Source organism: Bacillus sp. AP50 (genome assembly GCF_040492675.1).
Lineage (GTDB): Bacteria > Bacillota > Bacilli > Bacillales > Bacillaceae_G > Bacillus_A > Bacillus_A cereus.
Map to the genome: position 1 here is coordinate 1 of NZ_JBEUTW010000177.1, position 13,815 is coordinate 13,815.

Here is a 13,815-nt window from a genome sequence, read left to right on the forward strand (position 1 = left end):
AGATACGGCAACACACATGACAACCGTATTACGATCTTGCTTTTCTTTTTTTGAAATTTCTTCTTTTGGATTCATGTGTATGATCTCCTTTTAAAAAAAGTGTGAGATAGGAAATTTTTCTTATCCGATGCGAGGTGAATACGAAAACCCTCTCTATCTCACATACACAATAGAATGGAATTGTCATTTTATAAATAAAATGACATGACGTTATGTCGCAACATAGGGTATTTTGTGTCGCTACGTTTTTTATTATAAAAAATAGTTGTGCAAAACTAGTGCATTTTTTATGTCAATTACTCCGAGCGAAAAAATCATCCCTCCATTCAATCACATAAAAAGAGTTTTTTATTATTTTCATGTAAACTATACAAGTAGAATGAACAGTTTGGGGTGCACAAGATTATGGTAAAAATTTTATTAGTAGACGATGAAGAACGTATGTTACGATTATTAGATCTATTCTTAAGCCCTCGCGGCTATTTTTGTATGAAAGCTACCTCTGGCCTTGAAGCACTAAAATTAATCGAACAAAAAGAATTCGATATTATTTTATTAGATGTTATGATGCCGAATATGGATGGATGGGATACTTGCTATCAAATTCGTCAAATTTCTAACGTTCCTATCATTATGTTAACAGCTCGCAACCAAAACTACGATATGGTGAAAGGCCTCACGATGGGCGCAGATGATTATATTACAAAACCATTTGATGAGCATGTATTAGTCGCACGAATCGAGGCTATATTACGCCGTACAAAAAAAGATGGCTTTGTTAGTTTCAATGGTATTGAGTGGGATAAAACGAAACATACCGTCACAGTGTACGATGAAAAAATCTCGCTAACTCCTATCGAATTTTCGTTACTCGGACTATTTTTGCAAAATACAAACCGTGCTTATAGCCGAGATGATTTAATCGAAAAAATTTGGGGCTATGAAACAGATATCGAATATAGAACAATTGATTCACACATTCGTAATATCCGTGATAAACTACGCAAAAAAGGATTTCCGATTGAAGATTACCTAGAAACGGTCTATAAAGTCGGATATAAATGGAAAAGTGAATAATTACTTCGGTCAGTGGGAAATCGTATACCACTGACTCTTTATTATGAATAAGGTATGGTGAGAAAATGAGTAAACTTTCCCTTAAAATTGGGACATACTTTTTAATATTAGCTTTATGTATTGAAACAATTGCTTTCGTATCTTTTTATAAAAGCCTTTCAACAATGCGTGTGAAAGAAGAAACCGATGCTCTATTAGAGAAAGGTAATCGGTATCGTGATAAGATTGTAAACCGTGCAAGATGGAATGATCATTCTAAACAACAGCAATACACAGAACGTCCTAAACACCCTCGGTATCAGGATTTCACTATCGAGCATGCGGCTGAAGATTTAATCGGTTCCGAATTAATTGCTAATACTGATATCACAATCATTATAACTGACAATAACGGCAAAATTATTTCTAACTCAGAACCCATAACGAAAGAAATGCAAAAACAACTTATTTGTAAAACAAAATCTATTCCAAAAAGCGGGTTAATTGTAGAAAGAAACTGGAAAAAATCAAAATTCATCTCAACAGTAAGTCCACTTGAAATTCAAGGATTTCAAGGTAATTTACATATGTTATTAAAAACATCTTTCTTAGAAAAGATGTTACTTAAACTCCTGCATCAATTTCTTATCATTAGTATTTTGACGATTATTTTAACAACTATTTCTGTCTTTGTTTTTTCTAAATTTATTACAGATCCTCTTATAAAAATGAAGAGAGCGACAGAAAAAATGTCAAAATTAAACAAGCCAATTCAATTAGGTATTAAACGAAATGATGAACTCGGAAGTTTAGCAAAAACAATTGAAGATTTATCGAGTGAGCTTACGTATATGAAAAAAGAGCGCAATGAATTTCTCGCTAGTGTCGCTCATGAACTATTAACTCCATTGACCTATATGAAAGGTTATGCAAAGGTAGCAAAGAGAGACTCTTTAACAAAAGAGGAGCGAGAAGAATACTTACAAATCATTGAGGATGAAACGGATAGTGTAACCGATCTCGTCCAAGATTTATTTATGCTTGTACAATTAGAACAACACCAATTTGTTATAAAAAAACAAAAAGTGCTTCTTCAGCCATTTTTAGAACGAATGGTTGAAAAAACAAAAACAACATTAACGAATAAGCAAATGCAACTTCATGTATATTGCAAAGATGATTTAGAAGTTTGTATAGACGAAAGACGTATGGAACAAGTTATGTTAAATTTATTACACAACGCTTATCAACATTCGCCAGAAAACACATCCATTACGATACGTGTACTCATGGAAACATATTCTTTTACAATAAGTGTACAAGATGAAGGTGAAGGTATTCCTGAAGAAGATATCCCGCATATTTTTGACCGTTTTTATCGTGTTGATAAATCCAGAACACGAGCTACAGGCGGAAAAGGCATCGGGCTAGCTGTTGCAAAGGAAATTGTAGAATTGCATAACGGTTCTATTCTAGTAACAAGCCAATTAGAAGCGGGAACAAACTTTATAATCGAGCTACCTTTTGAATAATATGCGTGTGAAAACACCAGTAGTAGTAAACACTACTGGTGTTATTTTGTTCATAAAAACAGCTCATATAAGCTAAGCTTTTGAAATTATTCTTATTTCAATATAAAATAAAGGTACATTTGCAAAGATTTGGAGGGTGATATAATTGGATATCCATGTATTAACAAAAGACGAAGCAGAAATTTACTTAGAACTTCGCGTAGAAGGATTAAAGCAAAACCCTGAAGCATTCAGCTCTTCTTATGAAGATATTATTAATAAAGAGTGTGCGATTGAATATAAAGCACAAAAATTAGCACAAGATGAAAACTATACGCTAGGTGCATTTAAAGATGGAAAATTAATCGGGGTTGCAACACTGGAAACGAAACCATATGTAAAACAAGAACATAAAGCTAAAATCGGTTCTGTATATGTATCTCCAAAAGCACGCGGACTTGGAGCAGGAAAAGCACTTATTAAAGAATGTCTTGAACTTGCTAAATCTTTAGAAGTAGAACAAGTTATGCTTGATGTTGTCGTCGGCAACGATGGAGCGAAAAAACTTTATGAATCATTAGGTTTTAAAACATTCGGTGTACAAGAACGTTCATTAAAATATAACGGACAATATTGGGACGAAGAGCATATGGTCTTATTCTTAGATGAAAATAAATAATAAAAAACATCCTCATGTTTGGAGGATGTTTTTTTACTTTCTTGTAAACCATGCCGTGTGTAATAATTGAATCGCTTTCGCAATCTCTTCCTCTGATAATATCGCAAACCCAAGTAAAACTACACTCTCAGGCGCCGTACCGTCTTTATAGTACGTAGACACAGGATATATTTTGATACTATATTTCGCAGCTTCTTGAATTAATTCTTCTTCCCGCATTCCATTATGCACTTTTAATAAAATGTGTAATCCCGAATCTTCTCCTATCACTTTAACACGATTAGAGAAATACTTCTCTATTTCAAAAACAAGTCGATCTCTCTTCTTTCGGTAGACGACACGCATTTTATGAATATGTTTTTCCCAATAGCCTTCATTTAAAAATCTTCTAATCACTTCTTGGTCCATTCTTGAAACACTTTGTGTGTAAAATAAATATTGCTGTTGATACTTTTTAATTAATTTCTTCGGCAACACCATATAACTCATCCGTAGCGATGGCAATAATGCTTTAGATAGCGTCCCCATATAAATAACTTTCCCCTCTGTATCTAACCCTTGCAGCGCCGGTATAGGCTTTCCAGAATAGCGAAATTCACTATCATAATCATCTTCAATAATATACCTGCTCTCTTCTTTCTTTGCCCATTGTAAAAGCTGCATCCTTCTCGTAATAGGCATAATCATTCCATATGGAAACTGATGGGAAGGTGTAACAAATACAACATTCGCATTGCTATTTTCTAAATCTGCAATACAAATTCCATCTCTATCTAAAGATAACATTTGGACTCTTGCTTCTCCCTGTTCAAAAACAACCATCTTTCTATGATACCCTGGGTTTTCAACTGCATAATTGCTTCCCTTTAACAATTGAAACAATAGTTTCACTAATATTTGTGTTCCCGCTCCTAATACAATTTGACTAGCTGAACAACGCACACCTCTAGATTCATACAAATAATTCGTAATCTCTTCTCTTAAGCTTGCTTCCCCTTGAGGGTGTCCTAGAAAGAGAAGTTCGTTATTATGCGGCTGCCATACTTCATTTACAATTTTCCGATACATATTAAATGGAAAAGCATTTGTATCAATTCCTGTTTGTGTAAAGTCAAATTTATAACGCTTCTCCTGAAACGGGACTTCTTCTATCCTCTCTTCGCTATCCTCTACATGAACCATTTGCTCAATCTTGCATACAAAATAACCTTTTCTCGATATCGACTCAATATAACCTTCTGCAAGTAATTGTTCGTAGGCTGCCTCTACTGTATTTTTACTTACTTGTAAATGTATCGCTAACTTTCGCTTAGCCGGTAATTTCGTAAAAGGGACAATTGATCCATCTTTAATCTCTTTTTTTATATACTCATACAATTGCACATATAATGCCTTTTTACTATTCATATTTAAATTAGGCGTTAATTCTAACATAGTATCTGACCCCTTAATAAAACTAAAATCTGATACTTTTTACAGTACCAGATTTTATATATAATTCCTTTTATCATGTCACACATAAAAAATCAAATACTGGAGAGGAGAAACATGATAATGAACAATGGTAGACGTATCGGACTTATTATGATTATTACAGGGGCTACATTATGGGGATTATCTGGTCCAATGATTCAGTGGCTATTTCAGCATACTAATGTATCCTCAATTGATTTTTTAACAATTCGATTGTTGCTTGCAGGAATATTTATTTTGTCTTTCTTACTTATAAAGAAACAAAACATATTTCAAATTTGGAAACACCTTAGATATTCTATACAACTTATTATTTTTTCTATTCTCGGCATGCTCGGTGCACAATACGCCTTTATCGAAACGGTTCATATTAGTAACGCGGTCACTGCAACGCTATTTCAATTTCTAGGTCCTGTTCTTATTACCGTGTATGTTGCATTTGAACAAAGAAAATTCCCTGCTTCCATGCAACTATTCGCAATTATAGCCGCGCTAATAGGAACATACTTTATTATTACAAATGGCTCAATTGAAAATATTGTTTTATCTAAAGAAGCTATTATTTTTGGACTATTAACAGCAATCGGATTTGCATTTTATACCCTTCATCCGGCTTCTCTCATTAAAGAATGCGGGACAACTGTAGTAATTGGTTGGGGGATGTTAATCGGAGGAATTGCACTACTTATTTATAATGGTTCATTCGGGTGGAATCAATTTTCACAAACCCTTACACTGAAAACTTTTTCTATGCTTATTCTTATCATTGTTAGTGGTACCCTTTCTTTCCTTCTATATATCGGTAGTCTTAAATATTTAGTAGCAACAGAAACAAGCATTTTATCTAGCATTGAACCCCTTGTAGCTGCCATCGTTTCAATCACTTGGCTAAATGAAGCTTTTGGAGCATACCAATTATTAGGCGGCGTATGTATCGTTCTGTCCGTTATTTTTTTGACGATGCCTCAAAAAGAAACCGAACCAACCTATACAACGGAACAAATATAAAATGAAACTTTAATTAGTGGGGCTATCTCCCACTGATTATTAACCTACACCAATCGGGCTTTACGGGATAAAAAATGTCAAAAGAGGTCGTACAAAACTTACGACCTCTTTTTATACTTTAAAGGAATTGTCCCGCCTTCTAGCAAATACAATTACACTAACAATAAAAACTAGGAGTGTGGCACCATGAAAAAAATCGGAACTATGCTACTTCTCTCCTTCCTCATCACTGGATGCACACAAGCACAACCTGATTCAAAAGCATCTAAAACTGAAGCTGTCGCAACGTCCAATCAAGTGAACGCACCTTCCTTCTTTCATCTTAGTGTTTTAAAAGATGTAAATTGGGAAGAAGCACCCTCATTCATAGACGGAAAAATACCTTTAAAAGGCATCGAAGGAAAAATCGCAATGGCTGATAGTCCTATTATCGCAAATGAACAAAATGAAATAATGTGGTACTTTCTAGATTCTGAAATACCAACTGGAAAATTGTCTATTATTGCGCTAAAACAAGGATCTGTAACGCCAACACCAGTACTCTTTCAAAAAGAAATTTCCAAACAAACTTGGAATACTTCAAATACAATCAATTCTACTACAAGCGAACTCCCTCTCGCTATGTCACTACCTTCATCTGGATTATGGTTATTAAATATATATGTGAATGAAAAATATTATGATCAGTTTGTAATCACCGCTAAGTAAAGTGACAAAAATAAACCACTTTCTTACAACAATGTAATTTCTACGTCATGTACTTCGATAGTTGAATTATCTCTCTTCTCTTATACTTAAAGTAAGAAATGAACGAGGAGAGATGAGAGATGAAAAAAATGATAGAAGTAATCGTAGCAGTAACTGAGGTTTTAGTGAATGGTAAACAAGTTGCAATGGAATTAAATAAATAGTGAAGAAACATAAATAATTCTACACTTCTTCATTATTTTGATTTCTTATCTCAAAAAAGCAGTGCCTTTTAGGCACTGCTTTTAGCTATTAATAACGTGGTATTTTCGTAATTTGTGCCACGCCTGAATCAATAGCTGCTTTCGCTACTGCTTCCGCAACACTTGGAACAACTCTTTTATCTAATGGATTCGGGATTACATAATTCGCATTACGTTCTTCATCAGTAATGATGTTAGCGATCCCATATGCTGCCGCTAATTTCATCTCTTCTGTAATATCAGTTGCGCGCACATCTAACGCACCGCGGAATATTCCGGGAAACGCCAATACATTATTTACTTGATTCGCATAATCCGAGCGCCCAGTTCCTACTACAGCTGCCCCAGCCTCTAATGCATCCTCAGGGAAGATTTCTGGAATTGGATTCGCCATTGCAAACACAATTGCTTTCTCATTCATCGTCTGTACAAGTTCTTTCGTTAATACGTTAGGAGCAGATACGCCAATAAAAATATCAGCTTGGTTAATCGCTTCTTTTAACGTTCCACGCACATGTTCACGATTTGTCTTTTTTGAAACTTCAATTTGTGCTTCGTTCATCCATGTTTCACCTTCACAAACAATACCTTCTAGGCTAACTAGCGTAATGTGCTTTGCACCAGCCTTTAATAATAATTTTCCAATTGCAATTCCTGCCGAACCCGCACCGTTAATAACGATTTTCACATTATCCATTTGTTTGCTAACAACTTTTAATGCATTAATAACAGCTGCTAAAACGACAATAGCTGTTCCATGTTGATCATCATGGAATACAGGAATATTCGTTTCTTCTTTTAATCGTTTTTCAATTTCAAAACAACGCGGTGCTGCAATATCTTCTAAATTAATCCCTGCAAATGTAGGCTCTAAATTTTTCACAAGGGTAACGATTTCATCTACATCCGTTGTGCCTAAACATAATGGGAAAGCATCTACATTCGCAAACTTCTTAAACAAAATACTTTTTCCTTCCATAACAGGCATAGCCGCTTTCGGTCCAATGTTTCCTAAACCGAGTACCGCTGTTCCATCTGAGACAACTGCCACCATATTACCACGTGCTGTATAGTCATACACCGTTTCTTCATCTGCCGCAATTGCTTTACAAGACTCCGCTACACCTGGTGTATACGTCAGGCTTAAATCATCCGCTGAATTTACTTCTACTTTACTTGTAATTTCAATTTTCCCTACTAATTCTTTATGCAATAACAATGATCTTTCATTAATTTGATTTGCTAACATACTTATAATCTCCCCTTAATTTGACAAGCTAGCTATATGAATATAGCTAGCTTGTTTAATCATGAAAACATCTTTAATAATATTGTCGCTGTTACAACCATTGCCGCTCCGCCTAAACGAGTCGAAATTTGCGCGAACGGCATTAATTCCATACGATTTGAAGCTGATAAAATAGCAACATCTCCAGTTCCACCTAAACCGCTATGACATCCAGTTACAATCGCTGATTCAACTGGATACATTTTCATCACTTTCCCTACAAGAAAACCTGATGCTACCATTGTAAGAACAACCGATGCGCACACAACAACATATCCTACTGAAAGAACTGCTGCTACGTCTTTTAACGGAATATATAGCAATCCTAATCCAACCATTAAAGGCCAAGTTAAGTTCTTCGAAATAAATTTATATAAATGGAATGCTCCTTGCTCCATTTTTGCTGGCATTAATTTAAAGTATTTCACAAGCGCTGCTGAGAAAATCATAATGATTGCCCCAGGAATACCGATGAACTTAGAAGCAAATCCTCCGAAGATGAAGAACGTACACGCAATTAATAAACCTGCTCCCATTAATGAGAAGTCAATTGGCTTCTCTGTATTTTGTTCTTTTAATAATTCTGCTTGATTGTCTGTTTTCACTAATACACCGTTACCACTAAGCTCCGGTTTCTTCTCACCTAAACGCTTCATATACCCTGCACTTACAATTGCGAACATATTTCCAATAATAGCTGCTGGAATAAGCTGTGATACAAACGTTGCTGATGATTCATTTAAAATATCACTATAAGCTAGCGACAATGGTAAAATCCCTTCCCCGATACCACCACTCACAATTGGTACGATGATAAAGAAGAATGTGTGCTTCATTTCAAATCCAAATAATGAACCGACCAATAATCCTACTGCTACAGAAGCTAACGTCCCTACTACTAAAGGAATAAACATACGAACGAAACCTTGTACTAACACTTTACGGTTCATTCCTAAAATACTTCCGACTACTAAACAAGAAATATATAAATATAAAAAGTTCGATTTTTTCATTAACATAGTCGCAGCTTCCATTGAAGCTGGATTCATCCAGTTAAAAAATACAAGTAATGATGGAATAAATAACGAAAGTATTGCTGGACCACCGATATTTTTTAAAATTGGAATTCTCATCCCAATATCGCCTAAGAAAATCCCCATGATCATAATAACTGCAAATCCACCAATCATATCTGCTGGCAATTTATTATATACAGATGCCCCATAAATAATAGCAGCCAATACTACATATAACGGTAAAGGTATAACACCGATTTTTACATTCATAATTTTAGAAGCGAAAGATTCTCTTTGTACTTCATTTCCTTCAGAAAATGATACCGCTTCCACATTCTTTTGAATTCCCATATGGCACCCCCTCGTTTTCTTAATAACAATATTAAAACGCTTTCAATAGTAAAAATAGTTTTTGTAAGTTTTGTAATTGATTTTGTAATTAAAAAAAGTATAAGCGACTTATGTTAAGTCGCTTATACGTAAAACTCTATTTTCTTTTGATCAACACATCTTAATTTACTTACAGGTCTTCCCACATGTTGGTACATCATTTCGTTTTCTAACACCCCAATGTCAGTCAGAAACATTACATATTTTCGAATAGAAACTCTTGAAATTCCAACTAATTGTGCCATTTCATCTGTTGTAAATACTCTTCCATTCAGAGACTCGATCTTCTGCCAAATTAATTGCAACGTTTGCTTCGTTAACCCTTTTGGAAGCTCTTTCGTCACAGTAGGCTCTCTTTTTTCTTTTTGTAAAATTAATGAATCTAATTCCGATTGACTAATTTTTTGTTGTTCTTTCATGAAAGTAAGTTTTTCTCGATATATAGTTAATGCCTCTTTAAATCGTTCAAATGTAAATGGTTTAATTAAATAATCTACTACGCCATATTGTAATGCTTTTTTTATACTTCCCATATCATGTACAGCTGAAATCATTATAATATCGCTTTCTTTTTCTTGGTTCCGGATATACATTAAAAGCTCAAAACCAGTCTCTTCAGGCATAAAAATATCAAGTAATACTAAATCTACTCGTGATTTCTCTAATATTTCTATCGCTGACTTTACTGAGTTAACTGCTTGAACAAGTTCAAATCCTCCTACTTGCTCTAAATAATGCGTATTTAACATTGCTACCATCGGGTCATCTTCTACAATTAAAACTTTAATCATATTTGCCTCTCATCCCTACCTTTAGGTATTTCAATCGTTATCGTTGTTCCCTTTCCTACTAATGAATGCATATGAATTTCCCCATTTATTCGCTGTATACTTTCTTTTACAAGATACAAACCATAACCGCGGTTATCTCCCTTTGTGGAATAACCTTTCGTAAATAATTCCTCTATTTCTTTTTCTTTTATACCTTTTCCCGTATCTTGCACTGTAATAGTTAGTATATCCCCATGTTGTATCTTAACTTCAACTCGCTTCTTTTCACAATTCGTAACTGCCTCTAATGCATTATCAATTAAATTTCCGACAATCGTAATAAGTTCATGAGTAATACTTTCAACATCTATTTCCGGCATGTAAGAATCTTCACTTATAATTAATTTTATATTTTTCTCTCTAGCATAGCTGAGCTTACCTAGTAAAAAACCAGCAAATACTGGACTTTTTATTCTTTTCATAACTCCACCAATTTCATATTGATGCTCTGATACCATGCCGCTTATATACTTCTGTAATTCTTCATACTGTTTCATATGTGTAAGCCCTAATACGACATGCATCTTATTCATAAACTCATGAGATTGTGCCCGTAATGCTTCTGCATATAGTCTAATACCAGTTAGTTCCTCTGCTAGTTTTCTAATCTCTGTTTTATCACGAAATGTTGCAATTGCACCAACTATTTCTCCTTTTACATATAAAGGAACTCGATTCGTCACAATCGTAATTCCATAAATATTTTGTTCTTCGTTTAATTGTACTTCTCCCGTTTGCAATACTTCTTTTATACGTGAATTTGGCATATACAACTCAACATCTTTACCGATAAAATCTTCTTCAAGTCCGCTTTTTTTAAATAGACGTTTCGCTTCATTATTAATTAACGTTACTCTAGCCTCTTTATCTACAGCAATAATACCTTCCTTTACAGATTGTAGCATCGTATTTCTTTCTTCAAGAATTTTTGCTATCCTGTGCGGCTCAAGACCGAATAAACTTTTCTTTATATGTCTAGCTAGCAATATTGCTCCTATAATTCCGACTAATACACCCACTCCGACACCAATATAAATAATATGTCTACTTTCCTTAACTCTCTCTTTTACATTATCTGCTGAAATACCAACAGCCACTGCTCCAAGTTGTTCACCTGTTTCAGAAAATATTGGTACAAACACTCGCATGGAAATACCTAAAGTTCCTTCTGCTAACGATACATGTTCTTTTCCTTTCAATGCAGGCCCTTCATCTCCCCCAATAAAATGATGCCCTATTTTTTGAGGATTTGGATGTGACTTTCTTATTCCATTCATGTCCATAACTACAATAAATTGAACACCTGTGTTTTGTAATATTCTATTTGTATACGTTTGGATTGCAGAGGTATCTGCTTTCCCAACCAAACCATCGATTACAATCGAATCATTCGCCACAATGTGTGCAATTGTTTTTGCTTTCTCTGCTTGGCTATCCTCCGTCGTCCGTTCTACATTATGACTAATTAATATATCTGTCACAAGTAAAGAAAAAATTACAACTGTACAAACTAACAATGTAATCGTTTTCCATAAATTCCATAGTCTTTTTCTTTTTTTCATCCTGTTAATGACTCCCCTAATTGCTGAATAGAAAAATAAGTAAGGTGATATTATTTTCACCTTACTTATCTGCTGTTATTATACTTTAAATTTACTAGTCATCGCTTGTAGTTCTTCTGCCATCTCAGCTAAGTTTTGCGAAGCTGAACTAATTTCCTCCATGGAATTAACCTGTTCTTCTGTTGAAGCTGCAACACTTTGCATACTAGCTGTATTTTCTTCTGCAGCAGCTGCAATTTCATCAATAGCATTTGTCACTTCATTTGCATCTCCAGCAATTCTCTTCGTTGTTTCTACCATTTGATTAACTTGAGAAACAATATGTGTAGTAGAACTTAAAATTTCCGTAAAACTTACTTTCGTTTTTGTTACAACATCAAGGCCTTGTTGAACTTCTCCATTCACATTATCCATCGCCTTAACAGTATGTTCAATATCCGCCTTAATTTCTGCAATTAAATTTGCAATCTCTCCAGATGACTCTCCTGATTGCTCTGCTAATTTTCTAACCTCATCTGCTACAATAGCAAATCCTCGTCCCTGTTCACCTGCTCTTGCTGCTTCAATAGCCGCATTTAAAGCTAATAAGTTTGTTTGAGTTGCAATGTTTTGAATTGCTTCAGAAATAGCTCCTACTTGCTTTGATTTCTCATCAAGAAGTTTAATAATAGCATCTGACTCGGATACCGACCTAGAAATAGACTGCATTTGTTTTGCGGTTTGTTCAACTAAATCTTCTCCCTCTTCAGCTCTTTCACGGGCATGTAATGAGGAAATAGAAATTGACTCTGCGCTTCCAGTTACATCTTGAATTGCTGTATTTACTTGTTGTAATGTAGCCGCACCTTCTTCAACACCTTGACTTTGTGACTCAGCCCCACCTGATACTTGTTCCATCGCAATTGTAATTTGATCTGTCGCATCATTTGCTTGCTGTACGCTCGCTGTTAACTCTTCAGCCGATGCTGCAACATGTTCTGCTGAAAAGCTAATTTGGGTAATAACATCCTGTAAAGACATAGACATTTCATTAAATGAATTCCCTAATTTCCCTATGTCATCCTTGGAATGGATTGTAATTTTCTCTGTTAAATCTCCCTTACTAATTTTATATGCCGATTCAGCTATTTTTCGTAATGGCCCTGTAATAGACTTTGTAATGAAATAAATTAATATACTACCAAATGCAATAGCAATAGCAATGACAATCAAAGTCTTATAAAACACCGGACTGGCAGCTTGGTTAATTTCTTCATCGAACATAACACCAACTACTTTCCAGCCTGTTTTCTCATTTGTTGCAAAGATTAAATTCTTTTTATCATCTTGTTCTGTATAAGACACATTTCCTTGTTTTTCTTCATAAATTGGTTTAATCCAAGGATCAGTAACTTTTGCACCTGGTTTTCTAGATGGATGACTAACAATTTGCTTATTTTGATCTAAAATAACTGCATAACCTTTTTCACCAATATTAATCATTTTGGAAATTTTTAAGATGTTATCTAAATTTAAGTTAATTCCTATAACACCTTTACCATCTTTTACTTCTTTAGCAATTGTCACTACCATATTTTTGGTAGATGCTGATTGATATGGTGAAGTAACAATTACTTTCCCTTTATTTTCATGTGCTTCTTTATACCAAGATCTATCTCTTGGATTGTATCCATCAGCCATTTGGATAAATGGTTCTCTTATAAACTTTCCCGTCTCTGTTCCAATATAAATACCTTCTACTTCTGGATGAAGTTTTATATATTGCGCTAGCTTCGTTCTTACTATTTCTTCCTGTCCATTTAGATATGTATCTTCTGTTAAGATGTCTGCAAAGTACGTCGCATCAACAAATTTCTCTTCTATATTTTGAGAAATAACAGTATTTAAAATCGAAATATTCTCCTTTGCTTTAGCTGTCATTTGATGTTCAAAATTTGTTTTGGCAGTTTGATATGAAACACCACCAATAATAATTCCTGGTATAGTTAAAATAATAAAGAATGAAATGATTAATTTTTTATTGATACTCATACATTTAACCCAGTTAAATAT

The 13,815-nt window shown here is 34.4% G+C and carries 11 protein-coding genes and 1 pseudogene; 5 read left to right on the top strand and 7 right to left on the bottom strand.

All coding sequences use genetic code 11. From position 1 onward, the window contains the following. Nucleotides 1–405: 405 nt before the first annotated feature. From ABWK52_RS15085 to ABWK52_RS15095, 3 genes are all read left to right on the top strand, one after another. Nucleotides 406–1,077 (top strand): response regulator transcription factor, encoded by a 672-nt coding sequence (locus ABWK52_RS15085; protein WP_000238956.1) that lies wholly within the window; start codon nt 406–408, stop codon nt 1,075–1,077. Nucleotides 1,078–1,142: 65 nt separating this feature from the next. Then, a complete protein-coding gene (locus tag ABWK52_RS15090; protein ID WP_000041028.1) occupies nt 1,143–2,588 on the top strand; it encodes a HAMP domain-containing sensor histidine kinase in 1,446 nt (481 codons plus the stop codon). Between the two features lie 145 nt (nt 2,589–2,733). Continuing rightward, nucleotides 2,734–3,246, top strand: coding sequence for a GNAT family N-acetyltransferase (locus ABWK52_RS15095; RefSeq protein WP_000351212.1), 513 nt, complete (start codon nt 2,734–2,736; stop codon nt 3,244–3,246). Between the two features lie 33 nt (nt 3,247–3,279). Here the strand turns inward: ABWK52_RS15095 and ABWK52_RS15100 are convergent, their stop codons facing one another. After that, nucleotides 3,280–4,680, bottom strand: coding sequence for a PLP-dependent aminotransferase family protein (locus ABWK52_RS15100; RefSeq protein ID WP_000891882.1), 1,401 nt, complete (start codon nt 4,678–4,680; stop codon nt 3,280–3,282). 120 nt (nt 4,681–4,800) lie between these two features. On the opposite strand from ABWK52_RS15100, the gene ABWK52_RS15105 reads away from it, so the two are divergent. Together ABWK52_RS15105 and ABWK52_RS15110 are read left to right on the top strand one after the other, a co-directional pair. Further along, complete coding sequence (locus ABWK52_RS15105) at nt 4,801–5,727, top strand: DMT family transporter (RefSeq protein WP_098541020.1); 927 nt, start codon at nt 4,801–4,803, stop codon at nt 5,725–5,727. A gap of 186 nt (nt 5,728–5,913) precedes the next feature. Further along, nucleotides 5,914–6,435: a DUF4871 domain-containing protein gene (locus tag ABWK52_RS15110; RefSeq protein ID WP_098541018.1), complete on the top strand. Its 522-nt coding sequence runs from the start codon at nt 5,914–5,916 to the stop codon at nt 6,433–6,435. 291 nt (nt 6,436–6,726) lie between these two features. On the opposite strand, the gene ABWK52_RS15115 is transcribed toward ABWK52_RS15110, so the two are convergent. The 6 genes and pseudogenes from ABWK52_RS15115 to ABWK52_RS29770 form a co-directional block, all read right to left on the bottom strand. Then, the gene (locus ABWK52_RS15115; RefSeq protein WP_000880782.1) at nt 6,727–7,926 is read right to left on the bottom strand and encodes an NAD(P)-dependent malic enzyme; all 1,200 of its coding nucleotides are present in this window, start codon (nt 7,924–7,926) and stop codon (nt 6,727–6,729) included. Nucleotides 7,927–7,985: 59 nt separating this feature from the next. Continuing rightward, nucleotides 7,986–9,332, bottom strand: coding sequence for a 2-hydroxycarboxylate transporter family protein (locus tag ABWK52_RS15120; RefSeq protein ID WP_000512722.1), 1,347 nt, complete (start codon nt 9,330–9,332; stop codon nt 7,986–7,988). A 122-nt stretch (nt 9,333–9,454) separates the two neighbouring features. Then, nucleotides 9,455–10,162, bottom strand: coding sequence for a response regulator (locus tag ABWK52_RS15125; protein WP_000598668.1), 708 nt, complete (start codon nt 10,160–10,162; stop codon nt 9,455–9,457). After that, nucleotides 10,159–11,763, bottom strand: coding sequence for a sensor histidine kinase (locus ABWK52_RS15130; RefSeq protein WP_000746422.1), 1,605 nt, complete (start codon nt 11,761–11,763; stop codon nt 10,159–10,161). Before ABWK52_RS15130 ends, ABWK52_RS15125 begins: the two co-directional genes overlap by 4 nt. 78 nt (nt 11,764–11,841) lie before the next feature. Then, a complete protein-coding gene (locus ABWK52_RS29765) occupies nt 11,842–12,789 on the bottom strand; it encodes a methyl-accepting chemotaxis protein (RefSeq protein ID WP_434787947.1) in 948 nt (315 codons plus the stop codon). Continuing rightward, a pseudogene (locus ABWK52_RS29770) lies at nt 12,781–13,794 on the bottom strand (HAMP domain-containing protein); the annotation flags it as partial. The pseudogene ABWK52_RS29770 and the gene ABWK52_RS29765, both read right to left, overlap by 9 nt. Between the last annotated feature and the right edge of the window lie 21 nt (nt 13,795–13,815).